6 protein-coding genes are annotated in these 20,046 nt (G+C 64.4%); 3 read left to right on the plus strand and 3 right to left on the minus strand.

The window, feature by feature from the left end; genetic code table 11:
• The first annotated feature begins 7 nt into the window (after window positions 1–7).
• Window positions 8–14,338 carry an amino acid adenylation domain-containing protein gene (locus tag AC3WQS_RS20380; protein WP_492741535.1) on the plus strand — a complete coding sequence of 4,777 codons (14,331 nt, stop codon included), beginning with the start codon at window positions 8–10 and terminating at the stop codon, window positions 14,336–14,338.
• Window positions 14,339–14,340: 2 nt separating this feature from the next.
• Here the strand turns inward: AC3WQS_RS20380 and ku are convergent, their stop codons facing one another.
• On the minus strand, window positions 14,341–15,180 hold the full coding sequence (ku, locus tag AC3WQS_RS20385) for a non-homologous end joining protein Ku (RefSeq protein WP_172932851.1): 840 nt from the start codon (window positions 15,178–15,180) through the stop codon (window positions 14,341–14,343).
• A gap of 149 nt (window positions 15,181–15,329) precedes the next feature.
• Between ku and AC3WQS_RS20390 the strand changes: the two genes are divergently transcribed.
• Window positions 15,330–16,301 carry an alpha/beta hydrolase gene (locus AC3WQS_RS20390; protein ID WP_029255347.1) on the plus strand — a complete coding sequence of 324 codons (972 nt, stop codon included), beginning with the start codon at window positions 15,330–15,332 and terminating at the stop codon, window positions 16,299–16,301.
• Window positions 16,302–16,316: 15 nt separating this feature from the next.
• On the opposite strand, the gene AC3WQS_RS20395 is transcribed toward AC3WQS_RS20390, so the two are convergent.
• Both AC3WQS_RS20395 and AC3WQS_RS20400 read right to left on the minus strand, forming a co-directional pair.
• Window positions 16,317–17,447: a lycopene cyclase family protein gene (locus AC3WQS_RS20395; protein WP_492712197.1), complete on the minus strand. Its 1,131-nt coding sequence runs from the start codon at window positions 17,445–17,447 to the stop codon at window positions 16,317–16,319.
• Window positions 17,448–17,457: 10 nt separating this feature from the next.
• Window positions 17,458–18,243: an SDR family oxidoreductase gene (locus tag AC3WQS_RS20400; RefSeq protein WP_019748418.1), complete on the minus strand. Its 786-nt coding sequence runs from the start codon at window positions 18,241–18,243 to the stop codon at window positions 17,458–17,460.
• 129 nt (window positions 18,244–18,372) lie between these two features.
• Between AC3WQS_RS20400 and AC3WQS_RS20405 the strand changes: the two genes are divergently transcribed.
• Window positions 18,373–20,004 (plus strand): ABC-F family ATP-binding cassette domain-containing protein, encoded by a 1,632-nt coding sequence (locus AC3WQS_RS20405; protein WP_020907739.1) that lies wholly within the window; start codon window positions 18,373–18,375, stop codon window positions 20,002–20,004.
• Window positions 20,005–20,046: the final 42 nt, after the last annotated feature.

Genomic DNA, 20,046 nt, shown 5'->3' on the forward strand with positions numbered 1-20,046 from the left:
GATTCGTGTGGATGGCAGTCCCGACCGAGGAATCGTTTCCGCAGCTCGTCCGGACGACGAACTCACCTTCCCTCTTTCTGCCGCGCAACTTTCCCTGCTTGTCGCACAACAGCTTCGACCCGAGATTCCCGTCAGCATCGCTCAGTACGTCGACGTGGACGGCCCGCTCGACATCGAGCTGCTGACCGCTGCCAGTAAACAGACCGGCCGTGAGATCGGCTCCGGATACCTGCGCCTGGTCGAGGTGGACGGGGTTGCGCGTCAGTGGCTCGATCTCGACATGGACGACTCCCTCGACGTGGTCGACCTGCGCGCCGAATCCGATCCGGAATCGGCGGCGCGAGAATGGATGCGCAAAGAGCACACTGCTGCCATCGATCCGTTCACCGATCGCCTGGTCAGGCTGGCAGTCCTGGTGCTTCGCGACGACCATTACTACTGGTACAGCCGTATTCATCATGTGGCGCTCGACGGTTTCGGCGCGATGTCGATGATGAACCGCACAGCCGAGATCTACACCGCCGCGGTGCGGGATCTGCCAGTTCCCCCAGCGGTAACTGCCCCCCTCCAATCGTTGGTGAAGGCAGAGGCCGACTATCTGGGCTCTTCCCGGTGGGAACGCGATCGCGACTACTGGAACACCAAGATGGCCGACAAGCCGGGCGGAACCTCGCTCGCGTCCTCGACTGCTCCGTCGCAGGCGTGGTCACGCCTACGGTCGGCGACGGTACCTACGGAACTGCGAAGCTCCCTCGAAAGGCTCGCCGTCGCTCACGACGTGACTACGTCGTCAGTGGTGATCGGTGCACTGGCGGCTTACCTCGCCCGGGCCACCGGGACCCGCGACGTGGTCCTCAGCTTGCCGGTCTCGGGGCGGACGACAAAAGCTGCTCGCCGGTCCGGCGGAATGATGTCGAACGTCGTCCCGATACGTGCGAGTGTCGATCCGCACTTCGCGGTGGGAGACTTGCTGCACGAGGTGAAGATCGAACTCACCGGCGCACTGCGTCATCAGAAGTACCGCCACGAGGACCTACGACGCGACCTCAACGCCGGTGATCACAGCATCGCCGACGGACGCGGCTTCCACGGGCCGTTGATCAACCTCATGCTGTTCCACTCGGGAATCACTCTCGGGGACGCGCACGGCGAACTGAACGTGATCTCGACCGGACCGATCGAAGACCTCTCGGTCAACGTCTATCAGACTTCCGCAGCCGAAGAGATCCAGATCGACTTCGCCGCGAATCCAGACCTCTACACCAACGAGGACATCACGCGTCACCACCGACGTTTCCTCGAATTCCTCGAATTGTTCTGTGCTGCGGAATCGGGAACTCGATTGATGGACATCGACCCGGACGCCGCGGGGAAGTGGATCGCCGAAGTTCAACACGCCCGCAACGTCGAGTACTGGTCTTCGACATTGTCGAACCCCGCCGAGGATCTGGGTTTGCCGGTCGTCGCCGGATCCGGTCGGACGTCCACGCCCCTCGAGATCGAGGCAGACCTCTGCCGCCGCCTCGAGACGATGGCGACGACGATGAACACGAGTCTGTTCGTGCTGTTCCAGTCTGCGATGGCCGGACTGCTGCGCCGCGTCGGTTCGGCTGACGAGGTGTCGATCGGCGTCTCGGTCCGCGGGTACGGCGCCTCGAACCCGGACGATTTCGTCTCGATGTTCGCCAACCAGTTGGTGCTTCGCTCGACGGTGTCGAACACCATGACGCTCAACGACCTGGTCGGTGCGGTGGACACCGTCGCAATCGAAGCTTTCGAACACGCAGACATTCTTCTGTCTTCGGTGACCGCCGCACTCGGTGACGGCCGCTGGGTGGAGACGGGCCCGTTGTTCCGGGCGATGGTCTGCTTCGAGGAGCCGCTGGATGCTCACCCGAGATTTCCGGGGCTCATGGTCGGTGCGCCTATCGGATCGGATCTGGCCACCGTGCCCGAACTGTTTGTCTCCCTGGCGATTCCGACTGGTGAGCATGCCGAATTCGATCAGCCGATCTCCGGTGTTCTGGATTGGCTCGGCACGAAGGAGCAAGCCGAGGACCTCGCCGACCGTTATCTACGAATCTTGACCGCGATGGTCGGTGCTCCGCACTCGGCGCTCGGCTCAGTGGATCTACTCCGCCCGGACGCGCGCCAGGCGCTGGTGCCGCCCGTTCTGCCGATTACCCCGGTCCGAACGCTCTCCGACATCCTTTCCGATCGCATTCGGGCGACCCCGGAAGCGATCGCCGTTGTCGCAGGTAGCGAGCGCGTGTCGTACCGCGAACTCGATCGACGATCGAATCAGTTGGCGCGCAAGCTCGTCGAGCATGGCGTGCAATCCGAGTCGTTGGTCGGAATCATGCTGCCGAAATCCGTGGACATGATCGTTGCCGCTGTCGCGGTAGTGAAGGCCGGCGGCGGATACCTCCCACTCGATCGTGCGCACCCCGCCGAGCGTTTGGCATACGTGGTCGAGGATGCGCAACCGGTGTGCGTCATCTCCGATTCCACTTTCCCGAACTCCACTTTCCCGAACTCCGCCTTCCCGAACTCTGACGTGGTGGTCGTCGGGGTCGACTCCGACGAGTACTCCGGTGAGGGTCTGGAAACCGATGAGTGCCCGCGCGGGCACGGAGCCGACAATCTGGCGTACGTGATCTACACCTCGGGGTCGACGGGCCGACCCAAGGGCGTCTCGGTTACCCACGCCACCGTGGTGCGATTGTTCGAGAACACGCAGGTCGAATTCGGATTCGACGGCAACGACGTGTGGACGATGTTCCACTCGTTCGCCTTCGACTTCTCGGTGTGGGAACTGTGGGGCGCGCTGCTCCACGGTGGAACGCTGGTTCTGGTCGATCACGAAGTCTCACGCGACCCCGATGCCTTCCGCACGCTCGTCGCCGCAGAAGGCGTCACCGTGCTCAATCAGACGCCCTCGGCCTTCTACCAGTACATCGAAGCCGACCTTCGGGCCGATTCGGCGACCCGGCTCCGGTACGTGATCTTCGGTGGCGAAGCCTTGGATCTTCGTCGCCTCGGGCGCTGGTACGACAATCACGCGGGCTACGACGATCACACGGAATCCGGGCCCGCACTCGTCAACATGTACGGCATAACCGAGACGACGGTGCATGTCACCCATCTCGAACTCGACCGGGCGAGCGCGAGTGCGGTTACCGGCAGCCGGATCGGTGACGCGATCGACGGACTTCGTGTGTACCTGCTCGACGAGCATCTCTCCCCGGTCCCGGTGGGGATTGCGGGGGAGATCTATGTCGCCGGCGGTCAACTCGCCCGTGGCTATCTGGGCCGACCAGACCTCACCGCGGGCCGGTTCGTTGCCGATCCATTCAACGCGGGCGGCCGGCGGTTGTACCGGTCCGGTGACCTCGCACGATGGATTGCGCCTGGACAGCTCGAGTACCTCGGACGCGGCGACGCGCAGGTCAAGATCCGCGGATTCCGGATCGAACTCGGCGAAATCGATTCCGTCATCCTCGGCGCGCCGGGAATCGACGACGCCGTGACCGTCGTGGCTCCGACGCCGGCCGGCGGCGCTCTCGTGACCTATGTGACCGCTTCGGACGCCGTGGACGCCGAAGCCCTTCGCGCGCACGCCGCCGAAGCCCTCCCGACCTACATGGTTCCCGATGCCTTCATGGTCATCGATTCGATTCCGTTGACCACCAACGGAAAACTCGACCGGCGTGCGCTGCCGTCGCCGATCCTCGCCTCCACCAAGGTCTTCCGGCCCCCGACGACTCCGACCGAGGGCAAGGTAGCCGCGGTTCTGGCTGACATCCTGGGTAGTGGACCGCTCGGGCTCGACGACAATTTCTTTCATTTGGGCGGAAACTCGCTGGTAGCGACGACGGCTGTGGCGCGCTTGACCGAAGCCACCGGAGTTCGTATGCCACTGCGTGCGCTTTTCGACCATCCCACGGTGTCCGGGATCGCGGCGACGATCGAGCGTGCCGCCCAGACCCCGGACGCCGACGGTATCCAGGTCGTGGCCCGGCCGACGGTACTGCCTCTCGCTCCCGCGCAGCAGCGACTGTGGTTCCTGAACCGCGTCGCACCGGAATCAGGTGCATACAACATTCCGTTGGCGGTGTCGTTGCGCGGCGCCGTCGATCCCGACGCACTGAGTGCCGCGATCGTGGACGTCGTGACACGTCACGAGTCACTACGCACCGTGTTTCCTCAAATCGGGGACAACGCAACGCAGAAGGTTCTGGGCCTGGGCGAGGGTATCGCGGGGCTCGAGTCGATCGAAGTGGAACGCGAGAATCTCGAAAGTGTGATCTTCGAATTCTCCTCGGCGGGTTTCGATCTGGTCCGCGAACGCCCGGTCCGCTACCTGCTGATCACTGTCGCCGACGATGAGGAAGGCGATGGCAAGGACGGCGATGACGAGCAAGCAGTCCTCGTCGTAGTTCTGCACCACATGGTGGCCGACGGCTGGTCGCTCGCGCCGTTGGCTGCTGATCTCACCGGCGCTTACGCCGCCCGCGTCGGCGGCAACAGCCCGCAGTGGGCGCCCCTTCCGGTGCAGTACGCCGACTACACGCTCTGGCACCGAGAACACCTAGGCGACGTGGCATCCACCGATTCGCTTGCCCACTCACAGATCGCGTTCTGGAAGCAGCAGCTGGCGGGAGCGCCCGAGCAACTCCACCTGCCGACGGACCGTCCGCGCCCACTCGACCCGACCATGCGCGGGGCCGGAGTCGACATCAGAATTGGCGCTTCCACTCATCAGAAGCTCGTTGTACTTGCCGGCGATCACGACGCCACGCCGTTCATCGCCCTGCACGCGTGCTTCGCCCTGCTTCTGGCCAGGTACAGCGGGACGGACGACATCGTCATCGGAACACCGGTGGCAGGACGAGGGGACAGATCTCTCGATCTGCTCGTCGGCATGTTCGTCAACACTCTGGCCTTGCGGACCGTCGTCGATCGGGACGCGACGTTCGCCGCACACCTGTCGCAGGTCAGGGCCGTCGACGTGGATGCCTTCGACAATGCGGACGTGCCTTTCGACGTCGTCGTGGACGCGCTCGAACTCGACCGCTCGCCTGCGCACCATCCGGTCTTTCAAGCTGCCATCACCTCTCGGATAACCACGGCTCACACAGCCGAACTGGCCGGGGTGTCGATGACGGCGCGGGCAGTCGAGACGGGGCTGACCAAGTTCGACCTCGAGCTCACCGTCACCGAACGTCACGAGTCCGGGGCCGCAGCTGGAATCGATGCCACGTTCACCTATTCCACCGACCTGTTCGACAACGCGACGGTCGAAGCGTTGGCGCGAAACTTCGTGACCCTCGTGGAATCGGCAGTGTCGGAACCGACTGCACCGGTTGGTGATCTTCGTGTACTCGGATCCCGGGAGAGTGCCGCGATATTGCCGCGGCGCGGCGTGGCTTCGGTCGGCGAATCGACGCTGGCGCAGATCCTCGGGGCTACCGCGAGGACGTATCCCGACGCGATCGCCCTCGAAGACTCCGAGCGCTCACTCTCGTACGGGGAGCTGGAGCGTCGATCGAATCGGATCGCTCGATACCTCATGGACCTGGGCGTCGGCCCCGAGACACCGGTCGCACTGGCCGTCGCCCGATCGGTCGACTCTGTGCTCGCAGTCTGGTCGGTCACCAAAGCCGGCGGTGTTTTCGTCCCGGTCGATCCCCGTTACCCCGCAGATCGAGTTGCGCACATGCTCCAGGATTCGGGTGTGCGGATCGGAATTCGGTCCGCCGAGGTTGCGGCCGGTCCGGCAACCCGCGGGAACGTCGCAGTCTGGATCGACCTCGGCGACGCGGACACGGTTGCAGAATGTGCCGCCTACTCCGACGCTGCCATCGACGACGCTGCCATCGACGACGCTGACAGAACAGCGTCGATCACTGCGGCGTCGGCTGCGTACGTCATCTACACCTCCGGCTCGACCGGAGTGCCGAAGGGCACCGTCGTCACTCACGCAGGTTTGGCCAATCTCGCTCGCGAACAACAGGATCGGTACCGGATCACCGCCGGGTCGCGAACTCTGCATTTTGCGTCACCGAGCTTCGACGGCGCCGTACTCGAGCTACTGCTCGCCGGTTCGACCGGCGCGACGATGGTGATCGCCCCTCCCGACATCTACGGAGGGGAGGCGTTGAGCGAGTTCCTCCGAAGCCGCGAGGTCACTCATGCCTTCATCACTCCGGCTGCTCTGGCGACCGTCGATCCGGCGGGCGTGACGGCACTGGAATGCGTAGTCGTCGGCGGCGACGTGTGCACCCCGGAATTGGTCTCGAGCTGGGGCAACGGGCGCAGACTGCACAACGGATACGGTCCGACCGAAACCACTGTCATGGTTGCCATCAGTGACCCACTCTCACCGGGCGATCCGATCACCATCGGCGGTCCCATCCGCGGAATCGACGCCGTGGTGCTCGACGCTCGGCTGCAACCGGTCCCGATCGGCGGCGTCGGCGAGCTGTACATCGGTGGGCCGGGGCTTGCACGTGGTTACCACCTTCGTCCCGCGCTGACGTCGGATCGTTTTGTCGCGCATCCGTACTCGACGTCCGGTGCGCGGATGTACCGAACCGGTGACCTGGTCCGTTGGACCAAGGACCTGACCCTTCGCTACGTGGGCCGCAGCGATCATCAGCTCAAGATCCGCGGGTTCCGCATCGAACTCGGCGAGATCGACGCTGCTCTGATGGATTCCCCTCTCGTTCACTTCGCCACGACGATTCCCGTCGAATCCGCCGCAGGCACCACTCTGGCGTCGTACGTGTTGCTCAGCGGCGACGCTGATATCGAGTCGCTCTTTGCTGCACTCGCCGACACGCTGCCGTCGTACATGATTCCGTCGTCGATCACCCCGATCGACGCGATTCCGTTGACTCCGGTCGGCAAACTCGATCGGAGAGCATTGCCGACGCCGATACCGCGCGAAGTCCTCGGTACGGGTCGTGAACCCGAGGCCGGGCTCGAACGCACCGTCGCCGACGTGTTCGCTTCACTGCTCGACGTACCCGAGGTCCGGGCCGGAGACAGTTTCTTCGATCTCGGGGGCAACTCCCTCGTCGCGACGCAGGTGTCCGCGCGGTTGAGCGCAGCGACGGGACTCGCCGTGGACGTGCGCTCGATCTTCGAAGCGCCGACCGTCGAAGCGCTCGCTGCACGTCTGGCGGCGAGCGCCGAAGAATCAGACGATCGACCTGCCCTGAGCGCCGGTGCTCGCCCGGACCGACTACCGCTCTCCGCTGCGCAACAGCGGCTGTGGTTCGTCAATCGCTTCGACCCGCAGTCCGCGGTCTACAACATTCCGTTCGCGATCCGGATCACCGGAGACATCCACGGCGATGCACTCGAGGAGGCGCTTGCGGACGTCATTGCACGCCATGAGGTGCTTCGAACGATCTACGTCGACAGCGCCGACGGCCCGAGTCAGGTCATCCGAGCAATTTCCGACGTGCAGTTCTCCGTCGAGCGCTACCGCGGATCCGAAGGTATCGAATCCGCGACGACGGAGTTCGCGGCGCGTGGGTTCGATCTCGGTTCGGATCTGCCGATTCGGGCCATGCTGGTGCGCGAGGACACTTTCGCTCACGTACTGGTCGTCGTCATCCATCACATCGCCTTCGACGGCTGGTCCCTGACTCCCTTCGCGACAGATTTCGTCGCGGCGTACTCCGCACGCGTCGTCGGAGACGCCCCGGTTTTCACACCGCTCGACGTGCAGTACGCCGACTACGCGGTGTGGCAGCAAGACTCGCTCGGGCAGATCGACGACCAGGAGTCTCTGGTTGCCCGCGAGCTGACCTTCTGGACCGCTGCCATGGCCGGTGCCCCGGACGAGGTACTGCTACCGGTGGATCGCCCACGCGGATTTGTCACCACGACCGCCGTCGGATCGGTGCCGATCGTCATCGACGCGGCGACCGGGGAGCGGCTCGCCGCCTTGGCAAGGCGCAGTGGCACGACGCAATTCATGGTCGTACACGCGATCTTGACGGTTGTTCTGGCGCGTCTCGGTGCTACCGACGACGTGGTGGTCGGTACTCCGGTGGCAGGCCGCGGCCGACCCGAACTGGATTCCCTGATCGGGATGTTCGTCAATTCGCTACCGCTTCGCACACCGGTCGATCACCGAGCGTCGTTCACCTCCCTGCTCGAGGTCGTCCGTGAACGCGACCTTGCCGCCTTCGCGCACCCCGAGTTGCCATTCGAGGTGCTGGTCGACGCCCTCGATCTCGACCGGTCAACTACGCGACACCCGCTGTTTCAGGTCATGCTGTCGTACCACCAGAATGTGGTCTCGCCGCAGGTAACCGTCCACGACGCCCATCTCGAGGCGCAAGCGCTCGAACCGTCCGTCGCTAAGTTCGACCTCGAGTTCACCCTGCTGGCAGGCGATTCCGAGAACGCGGAGATCACCGGGTCGCTCAGGTTTGCCGAAGCGCTCTTCGACATTTCCACCGCGGAAACGATCGCCGCACGTGTGCAGTCGGTGGCCCGCGCCGTCGCCGCAGACCCGGACACCGCGATCGACGACATGGAATTCCTCAGCACCCTCGAGCGTGCGTCGCTGATGCCGGTACGAGGTCCGGCGTGGACCAGTTCGCGCACCTTGGCCGAAATATTGACGCGGACCGCCACCCGTTCAGGCGATTCGGTGGCCCTTCGATCTGGTGACACCACCGTGCTCTACCGAGATCTCTTCTCCCGTGCATCGGCGCTTGCCCGCCGTTTGACCATGGAAGGTATCGGCGCCGAAGACATTGTGGCGATAGCGATTCCGCGTTCGATCGACTCGATCGTCGCGTTGTGGGGCGTTTCCTTGACCGGCGCCGCGTTCGTTCCGGTCGATCCGCGATACCCAGCCGATCGCATTTTGCACATGCTCACCGACTCCGGAGCCACTCGCGGAGTGACAACGGAAGCGGTGATCGAATCACTGCCCCGTCCGGTTCCGTGGATGACGATGGACGACATCCACGGCGACGGTGTCTGGCAGCCGGTTCCTGCCGCGCCGATCCGAATCGACAACCTCGCCTACATCATCTACACCTCCGGATCGACGGGAAAGCCCAAGGGTGTCAGCGTCACTCACCGTGGCCTGAGCGCATTGGCCGCCGAGCAGACGGCGCGCTACGGCATCTCGGCGCAGTCGAGGACGCTGCACTTCTCCTCACCGAGCTTCGACGCATCCATCCTCGAACTGCTGCTCGCCGTCGGTGAGGGCGCGACGATGGTGATCGCATCTCCCGATGTGTACGGCGGCGAGGACCTCGCAAAACTGATCACCGATCACCAGGTGAGCCACGCGTTCATCACGCCGGCAGCGCTGGCCTCGGTCGATCCCACCGGGCTGGACGTCTTGCAGTCGATCGTTGTCGGCGGCGAGGCCTGTTCACCCGAACTGGTCCGCAAGTGGGCACCGGGTCGCCGGTTGTTCAACGGTTACGGGCCGACGGAAACCACGGTCATGGTGTGCATCAGCGATGCCCTGACGGTGGGGGAGACCGTGACCATCGGTGGACCCGTCCGGGGCGTGTCCGCGGTAATTCTCGACGGCTCGGCTCAGCCGGTACCCGTCGGGGTCACCGGTGAGCTCTACATCGCCGGCCTCGGACTTGCCCGCGGCTACCTCGACCAACCCGCGTTGACGGCGACGCGATTCGTGGCAGCGCCGTTCGGCCCGGCCGGCGCCCGCATGTACCGGACCGGTGACCTCGTTCGGTGGACGCCGCTCGAGACGATCGAATACGTCGGACGCTCTGATCACCAGGTGAAAGTACGCGGATTCCGCATCGAACTGGGCGAGATCGACTCCGTCCTCAGCGATTACCCCGGCGTCGAGTTCGCGGTCACCGTGGGCATCGACGCAGCTTCCGGTGAGACGATGTTGGCGTCGTACGTAGTACTCGGCGCCGATGCGGTCGAGATGGACGAACTGCTGAACCATGCGCGCCGCTCACTGCCCGCCTTCATGGTGCCGTCGGCGATCACCCCGATCGAGCACGTTCCGCTGACCCCCGTCGGGAAACTCGACCGATCGGCGCTGCCGGCGCCGACACTGCGTTCGTCCGAGCGGAGTGTCGAGCCGCTGACCACCGCGACCGAACTCCAGGTTGCCGGCGTCGTGGCAGAACTACTGGGTATCGAACAGATCAGTGCGTCGGACAGTTTCTTCGAACTCGGCGGCAACTCACTGCTCGCCACCAGACTGGCCCAGCGACTGGGCGAATCGTTGGGCAGGCAGGTACCTGTCCGAATGCTGTTCGAGCACCCCGAAATTCGGGAACTTGCCACCGTACTCGACACATCCGCCGGGCCGAAGGCGCTACCACCGATCACCGCCGTCGACCGCCCCGAGCAAATTCCGCTGTCCTACGCGCAGGCCCGCATCTGGTTCCTCAACCAGATGGATCCCGGCTCACCCGCGTACAACGTCCCTGCCGCGATCTCCCTCGACGGTGCACTCGACGTCCCAGCCCTCGAAGCTGCGGTCCTCGACGTGATTGAAAGGCACGAAATCCTGCGCACGGTGTTCCCCGACTCCGACACCGGCCCACACCAGGTGATCCAGGATGCATTCACCTCGCTCGAGTACGGAAATGTGGACACCCGTGAACCGGCAGAGCTCGCCAGAGAATTCGCGTCGCGTGGATTCGACATCACGACCCAATCTCCCGTTCGCGCGCTCCTGCTCGAGTCGACGCCGCAGCACCACACGCTTGTCATCGTGATCCACCACATCGCGGCGGACGGATGGTCGATCGCGCCGTTGATGAAGGACGTGCTCACCGCCTACGTCGCGAGAAGTTCGGGACGCGCTCCCGAGTTCACTCCGCTCGAGGTGCACTACGCGGACTTCGCCATCTGGCAGCGGGAAGCGCTGGGCTCTGTGAACGAATCCGAGAGCGTGCTCGGGGCACAGGCGTCGTACTGGCGGGAGACGTTGCGGGGAGCACCTGAGCTGATCGACCTTCCGTGCGATCGAGCGCGCCCGCTCACCCAGTCGTTGAGCGGCGGCCACACCGCGGTGTCGCTTCCGGCGCACACCCGGATCGCGGTCGAGGCGGTCGCCGGCTCGAATGCGGCGACGCCGTTCATGGTGTTGCACGCTGCCTATGCCGTGCTGCTGTCCAGGCTGAGTCGAAGCACGGACATCGTGATCGGATCTCCGGTCGCCGGGCGAGGACACCGAGTTCTCGACGACCTCGTGGGAATGTTCGTGGGCACGGTCGGACTGCGCACGACGGTCGATCCCGGGTCGACGTTCGTCGACGTTCTGCGTACTGTCCGCTCCGTCGATCTCGACGCCTTCGCCCACGCGGACATTCCGTTCGAGCAGGTCGTGGACGTTGTGGCGCCGACCCGGACCACCGACCGTCATCCGGTGTTCCAGACGATGATCTCGTTCCACGGCGCCCACCCGACGACGTGGGACCTGCCTGGACTTGCCGTTCGTGCCCACGAGATCACACCGGACATCGCCAAGTACGACCTGCAGTTCACCGTTGTCGAACAGACCGCGGAGGAAGGCGGCGGCTACGAGGCCTCCCTCACCTACGCGAAGGACCTCTTCGACACCGATACGGCGGAGTCGTTTGCGGTGATGCTGGAAACGGTCATCGAGACACTGACTGCCCAGCCCTCCGCCGTCGTCGGTGACGTGGATCTTGCGGGACGTGGCCTGCGTGCGTTGCCCGGACGTCCGGCCGGCGATGCTTTGACCTTGCCGGAGTTGCTGCTTCGCAGCGCGGCCGATCCGCATGCTCCGGCAATCGTCGACGTCGCGGCTTCCGCCACGCTCACGTACGGCGAACTCGACCGACGCTCCGACGCAATGGCGTTTGCGTTGATCGCTCGCGGGATTGCGCCGGAAATGATTGTGGCACTCGCGCTTCCGAGGTCGGCCGACTATGTGATCGCGCTCTGGGCCGTAGCGAAAGCCGGCGGAGTGTTTCTTCCCGTGGACCCGGCGTACCCCGCCGAGCGGATCGAGCACATGCTCACCGACAGTGGGGCGGTACTCGGTATCACCAGGGGCGAGTATGTGGCCGGCCTTCCGGGCGCCACGTCGTGGATCGAGCTCGACGCGGTCGAATTCACCACCGAAATCGAGGCAGCCCATTCCGAGACACTGCCGGACGCGCCACTCGAGTTCGACAACCCGGCTTACCTGATCTACACCTCGGGCTCGACCGGAAAACCCAAGGGCGTATTGGTCACTCACGCGGGATTGGCCGCGTTTGCCGACGAACAGCGGGAACGTTTCGGCGTCACCGCGCACTCTCGCGCTCTGAGCTTCGCCTCGACGAGCTTCGACGCGTCGGTTCTCGAGCTCCTTCTGGCATTCGGCGCCGGCGCAACGATGGTGATTGCGCCTCCGACGGTTCTCGGCGGTGTCGAATTGCACGAACTGCTCGACGAGCAGGCGATCACCCATGCATTCGTGACTCCGGCCGCCCTGGCGACTGTCGATCCCGCCGGTCTCGACCATCTCGAGGCCGTCGTTGTCGGTGGCGACGCCTGCACCGCCGACCTCGTATCTCGGTGGGCGCCGAGGCGCCGAATGTTCAACGCGTACGGCCCGACCGAGGCCACCGTCGCAGTCACCATCAGCGATTCACTCGTCGCGGGGGAGTCTGTGACGATCGGCGGTCCGATCCGCGGTGTGGATGCGATGGTTCTCGATTCCCGACTGCACTCGGTCCCCGGACAGGTCGTCGGTGAGCTCTACGTCAGCGGCGACGGTCTCGCCCGCGGGTACCTCGGCAACCCCGCGCTCACGGCAGCGCGGTTCGTCGCCGACCCGCACGGACCCGAAGGCTCTCGGATGTACCGCACCGGGGATCTTGTGCGTGAGGATCGCGCACGGTCGCTTGTCTATCTCGGACGCGCGGACCACCAGGTCAAGGTCCGAGGGTTCCGGATCGAACTCGGTGAAATCGACGCGGTGCTGGCGTCGGAGGCGTCCGTGCATTCGGCTGTGAGCGTGGTCGTCGGCGACGGCGTCGACGCTCGGATCGTCGCGTACGTCGTCCCGGCACACGGGGACGTCGACGTCACCGCACTACGACGCCACGCAGGCACATCCCTGCCTGCGCACATGATCCCGTCCGCTTTTGTCACGATCGGTGCAGTCCCGACCACACCGGCGGGCAAGCTGGATCGCGCAGCTCTGCCTGCGCCCCTCTGGGAGGCGCCGAGTGGACGCAGTCCGGAAGGCAGCGACGAGATTGCGATCTGCGCTGCTTTCGCGGAGGTACTCGATCTCGCCGACGCAGACACGTACGCCGATTCGAGCTTCTTCGAACTCGGCGGAAACTCGCTCATGGCAACGCGTTTGGTCGCTGCCATCAAGGAACGCACCAGCATGACCGTCCCCGTCGCGTGGATATTCTCCGACCCGACGCCGGAGGCATTGGCGCGCAGACTCTTCGAACTCGAGGCAACAGTTGTGACAAGTGACGCGGATACCTCCGCACTTGCAGTAGTCCTGCCACTACGCCCGGAAGGCCGCGCCGAGCCACTGTTCTGCATCCATCCGGCCATCGGATTGGCCTGGTGCTACGGGGCACTCGATCGGTACGTCGATTCCAGCCGGCCGCTCTACGGCCTGCAGTCGCCGATTCTGACGGACCCCGAATTCCGGGCGGAGCTGATCGAGGATTTCGCGGCGCGGTACGTCGAGGAAATTCGCGGAGTTCAGCCGCACGGTCCGTATCACCTGCTGGGGTGGTCGATCGGGGGATTGATCGCTCACGCGGCGGCGGTGCAGTTGCAAGCAGCGGGTGAGAGCGTCGCCGACCTGATTCTGCTCGACAGCTTCGTTCTCGAAGACCCGACGATGGCGGGCGCGCAGCCTTCTCTCGCCGAACTGATCGGCGGGTTGGGGATCTCGGTCCCGGACGCCGACGAGCGTGATCTGACACCGGAGGACGCCGAAGCGCTCTTGCATGAGTCCATCGGCGATCACCCTTTGGTCTCGAGCGATCGGATCGAGCGACTGTTCGAGGAATACTCCGCAGGCGCGGAGCTTGCCCAGCGGTACCGCCCGGGCAAGTTCGTGGGCGATCTGCTGTTCTTCTCGGCACAGACCGACACCTTCGACCCGCTGCGCACGGCGTCGGCGTGGCGACCGTTCGTGTCCGGGGTGATCATCGACCGTCCGGTGCCCACGTCACACGCCGAAATGTTCGCCGAGGCAGGTCTGGAGGCGATCGGGCCCGTGATCAACCTGGCGGTCGGAACGGGTCGTCACGCGGCCCCGGACGTCGACGCCGAGTTGGACGCTCTTATCGAGATCCAAGACGTGCGCGGCTGACCTCAGGCTCGTTTCTTCCTCGGCGTCGTCGACTTCGACGAGCCGGCCTTGGAGGCGTTCGACTTCGCTTCGTCCACACTGCGCTGCAGTGCGGCAACGAGGTCGACCACCTCTGCATCGGTGCCCTCCTGGTCGACCTCGGCGGCGGGGATGACCTTCTTGCCGCCGTTCTCGATCATCTCGTCGAGCAACTGCCGCAGTTGGAGCTGGTAGTCGTCGGTGAACTCGGTCGGATCGAAATCGCCCGCCATGCTCTCGACGAGCGTCTGCGCCATCTTCAGTTCCTTGGCCTTCGGCTTCTCCACGTCGTCGAGTGAAGGGAACTCTGCTGCGCGAACTTCGTCGGGCCACAGCAACGTCTGGATCACGAGGACGCCGTCGCGAGCGCGCATCGCGGCCAGGCGCGTCTTCTGTCGCAGAGTGAAATGCACCAGTGCCGTTCGATCACTCTCGGTGAGCACAGTCGAAAGCAGGACGTACGCCTTCGGCGACGCCGAATCGGGTTCGAGGAAGTAACTCTTCTCGAACAAGATCGGATCGATCTGATCGTTCGGCACGAATTCCAGCACCGGAATCTCGTGCTTCTCCGCGGCCGGGAGTTTGTTGAAGTCCTCGTCGCTCAAGATGACGCGCGATCCGTCTTCCGAGTCGTACGCCTTGTCGATGTCCGCGAACTGAACCGTGTTTCCGCACTCGGAACACACACGGTTGTACTTGATGCGGCCACCGTCTTTTGCATGGACCTGGTGAAATCGGATGTCGTGGTCCTCGGTCGCCGAGTACACCTTGACCGGAACGTTGACCAGACCGAAGGCTATCGAGCCTTTCCAAATCGAGCGCATGCCTCCCATGATGGTCGCCCCCAGCCGATTGCGCGAGGCAAACGCTCACGGTTGATCCCGAACCGTTGCGTCCGGGTGGGCCGGTTCGAGGCGCGGCGAGCGGGTATCCGCTCCGAGAATCCGACTCGCACACCTGGGGGCATACTCCGATGAGTATCCGAACCTACCGTCGACGCGTAGCAGCAGCGCTGGCAATTTCACTGGTTCCACTGCTGTTTGCGCCTTGGCCCGCGAACGCAGATCCGGCACGCACCGTAACCATCAGCGTCCACTCCGATGCGATGGGCCGCGACATTCCACTCGAGGTGATCCTCCCCGCCGACACGAGCGCCCCACGGCCCACGTTGTATCTGCTCAACGGCGCCGGTGGTGGCGAGGACAGTGCAACGTGGGAAGGACGGACCGATGTCCTGGACTTCTTTGCCGACAAGAACGTCAACGTCGTGACGCCGCTGGAAGGAGCGTTCAGCTACTACACCGACTGGCAGAAGGACGATCCCGTACTCGGACGCAACAAGTGGCAGACGTTCCTCACGCGTGAACTGCCGCCAGTCATCGATGCGCAGTTCGGTACCAACGGGGTCAACTCCATCGCGGCGATCTCGATGACCGCGACCTCGGTACTCAATCTCGCGATCTCAGCCCCAGGGCTGTATCGGAGTGTCGGGGCCTACAGCGGGTGCGCGGAGACTTCCACCCAGCCGGGTCAGGACTACGTGCGACTGGTGGTCGGTGCGCGGGGTGGCGCTGATCCGACAAACATGTGGGGACCGTTCGACGGTCCGGGATGGCGCGAGAACGATCCCGTCGTGAACGCGGAGAAGTTGCGGGGGACCGAACTGTACGTCTCCACCGGATCCGGGCTGCCAGGTCCGCACGACAACCTTCAGGCGCCCGATGTGAACGGAAACCCCGGAGCACTCCTGAATCAGATCATCGTCGGCGGCATCATCGAATCCGCGGTCAACGGGTGCACACACGGATTGGCGGACCGACTGAACGCACTGGGCATCCCCGCGACCTTCGACTTCAAGCCGAGCGGAACCCACTCGTGGGGTTACTGGCAGGACGACCTCCACAACTCCTGGCCGATGATCGCCGGCTCGATGGCAGCGCAGTAGTCGGTGCGGATCTAGTCACCGGAAAAACGGCGCGCGCATCAACGTCTTTCTCACGTGCCACGGTGACGATCGGAACAGTGTTGCCATCACCTTCGCCGTCGCGGCCGCGTCCCGCCGATCGGAAAGGTATGACCGCTGAGCCTCGACCGGTAGATCGAAGAACTTGTCGAAGAATGTGGTGACTTCGCCCGAGTCGAGGGTGAGAAGTGCGTTCAGACCAACGCGGCGGAGAGCGGATACCGCCTTGGCCGAGCGAGGCCAGAGTGCCGCGTTCGGATCCTCACCGTCGGCGATTGCTTTCGCGACAGTGTCGGCCTCGGCGAGTGAGGAGGCAACGCTGTATCCGGTTCCCGGATGCATCAGACCGCCTCGCCCGCCGAACCGGAGGACAGCGTCCGGGGACGAGTCCTTCGGGCCTTCGACTGCAAAACGGACTCGCTCGATCGGCGCGTCGTCGGGGACTTCGCAGCCCCGATTGTGAAGTCGGGTGCGCAGACGTGTTTCGAGTTCGCGCAACCCCAACGCCGGCCGGCCGACGAGGCAGGTCTCCTCGAGGAGGACTCGCTCGTCGTCGAGCGGGACCGCGTAGAGAAACGACGGAGTGTCGGCGTCGGAGGTGCCGTTGTCTGTTCGCCAGTCCATGAACCAGGCCTCGCTGCCGCCCAGAATCGGGTCGGCCAGAGCTCGGTCCACGATCATTCCGAAGGCCGTCTGCTGCGCGGTTGTCACTGCCAGATCGGTGCCTCGGGCGTCGACGACGACGGATCCCGTCAGCTGCGATCCGTCCACGCACACGACGGTGGTGGTGGACAGTGTTTGAGCGCGTAAGCCTCTGAACTCTGTGGATGTGTCGGAGAGAAATGATTGCAGTAAAGATGTATTCAATACGCAATAAATGCGATCAAGCGTTTTCTGCCCGCTGATCCACACGCTCGGGCGTTCGATTCGGCTCGCGATCACCTCGTCCGGCAGCCACGACGGCAGCTCGTCTGCCCACGCCGAGTACGTCGGCGTCCACACCCGATGAGGATGCGGATCGACAACGACAACGGTGAGTTGCCGGGCGATACAGCGCGTCGCGAGTGCCCGCCCCGCCGGCCCTCCGCCCACGATCACCACGTCGGCGGAGGAGTCGAGTGTGCTCATGATCGGCGCACTACATCGATCCCGTTGCGAGCAGACCGCCGTCGACCCGGACCGTTTCGCCGGTGATCCATGCCGCCGCGTCGGAGACGAGGAAGCCGACCAAGCCGGCAACGTCCTCGGGGGTGCCGAGCCGCTTCATCGGGTAGCCCGCCGACGCCTTGTCCTCGCCGGCAGCGACCAGTGCTGCCGCGAACTGCGTCTTGACGATCCCGGGTGCTACGGCATTCACACGAATCTTCGGTCCCAGTTGCCAGGCCAGTTCTTCCGTCAACCGGATGAGCGCAGCCTTCGACGCGCCGTACGCCGCGATGACGCCCGTCGACCGGATCCCGGCCACACTTGCCAGGTTCACGACGGCTCCACCGTGTTCGCCCATCCACGCCCGATGTGCTTGTTGGACGTAGCCGAGGGCGGCAACCACGTTCACGTCGAAGATCTTGCGCACGGCGTCGAGGTCCGCCTCCATGAGCGAACCGAAGACGGGATTGATTCCGGTGTTGTTGACCAGAATGTCGAGCGAACCGAACTCGGCGACGGCGCGGTCGACGGCACCGGATCGGGCCTCGGCATCGGCTGCGTTGCCCGCGAATGCGACGACCTTGCCGCCGTGCCCCAGATCGGACAGTTCGGATGCAGCGGCCTCGAGGGGCTCCGGCTTGCGGGCTGTGATCAAGACGTCGGCGCCGCGAGCGAGGAGTTCGGCGGCGACAGCTTTGCCGATTCCGCGACTTGCGCCGGTGACGATGGCGGCGCGGCCTTCGAGGTCGCGAGGACGAGTGCTGTTTTCGCTAGTCATGTCCCGAACGTTAGCGGACTCACACGCTCCTGGTCGGAACGACCGTCAGGTCACGGTAAAATCGATAGTTCTTGTGTCTGTAGTCAGGCATTGTTTACCCGTATTCGTCGTTTTTCCTGAGGAGTTTGCTTGATTACCGCCACTGACCTCGAAGTTCGTGCCGGTGTCCGCACCCTTCTCACAGCTCCCGGGCCTTCGCTGCGCATCCAGCCGGGCGACCGGATCGGACTCGTCGGACGTAACGGTGCCGGAAAGACGACCACTCTGCGCATCCTCGCCGGTGAAGGTGAGGCATATGCGGGAAGCGTCGTACGCACCGGTGAACTCGGATACCTCCCGCAGGACCCCAAAGAGGGCGACCTGAGCATCCTCGCCAAGGACCGGGTTCTCTCTGCCCGCGGCCTCGACACGATGCTCCGCGAGATGGAGAAGCAGCAGATCCTGATGGGCGAGGTGCTCGATCAGGAATCTCAGGACCGCGCGGTCAAGAAGTACGGCCAGCTCGAGGATCGATTCTCGGCCCTCGGCGGCTACGAAGCCGAGAGCGAAGCCGCACGTATCACCAGCAGCCTCGGCCTCGAAGACCGTATTCTCGGGCAGCCGCTCAGCACGCTGTCCGGCGGTCAGCGTCGTCGTGTCGAATTGGCGCGAATCCTCTTTGCCGCCTCCGACGGCAGCGGTGCCCGCTCGGACACGACTCTGCTGCTCGACGAGCCCACCAACCACCTCGACGCCGACTCCATCACCTGGCTGCGTGGTTTCCTCCAGAACCACGAGGGCGGACTGGTGGTCATCAGTCACGACGTCGACCTGCTCAACGACGTCGTCAACCGTGTGTGGTTCCTCGATGCCGTCCGCGGTGAGGCCGACGTCTACAACATGAACTGGAAGAAGTACCTCGACGCTCGTGCCACTGACGAGCAGCGTCGTCGCCGCGAGCGCGCGAACGCCGAGAAGAAGGCCGGTGCGCTGCGGATTCAGGCAGCGAAGATGGGTGCAAAGGCAACCAAGGCGGTCGCGGCTCAGAACATGGCCAAGCGAGCCGACAAGTTGATGGCGAACCTCGATGCCGAACGTGTCTCGGACAAGGTTGCGCGGATTCGTTTCCCCGAGCCCGCCGCTTGTGGCAAGACTCCGCTGATGGGCAAGAACCTCACCAAGGTGTACGGCTCGCTCGAGATCTTCACCGGTGTCGATCTCGCGATCGATCGTGGGTCTCGTGTGGTTATCCTCGGACTCAACGGTGCAGGTAAGACCACGCTGCTCCGCATCCTCGCGGGCGCGGAGAAGGCGGACGCGGGTGAGCTGATCGCCGGCCACGGACTCAAGGTCGGCTACTTCGCTCAGGAGCACGACACCCTCGACGACGACGCGTCCGTGTGGGAGAACATCCGCCACGCTGCGCCGGATACGGGGGAGCAGGAACTGCGTTCTCTGCTCGGTGCCTTCATGTTCACCGGCCCACAGCTCGAACAGCCGGCCGGAACGCTCTCGGGTGGTGAAAAGACGCGTCTGGCTCTGGCCGGTCTGGTGTCGTCCGCTGCCAACGTTCTGCTTCTCGACGAGCCCACCAACAACCTGGACCCGATCTCACGCGAGCAGGTGCTCGACGCGCTCCGCAGCTACACCGGTGCCGTCGTCCTGGTCACCCACGATCCGGGCGCTGCCGAGGCACTCAACCCCGAGCGGGTCATCCTCCTGCCCGACGGCAACGAGGACCACTGGTCGCAGGAATACCTCGAGCTGATCCAGCTCGCCTAACCCCCTGTGAGTGGTTAGGGAGTCCCCGCACTCCTCAACCAC

Source organism: Rhodococcus sp. FW305-130 (assembly GCF_058788335.1).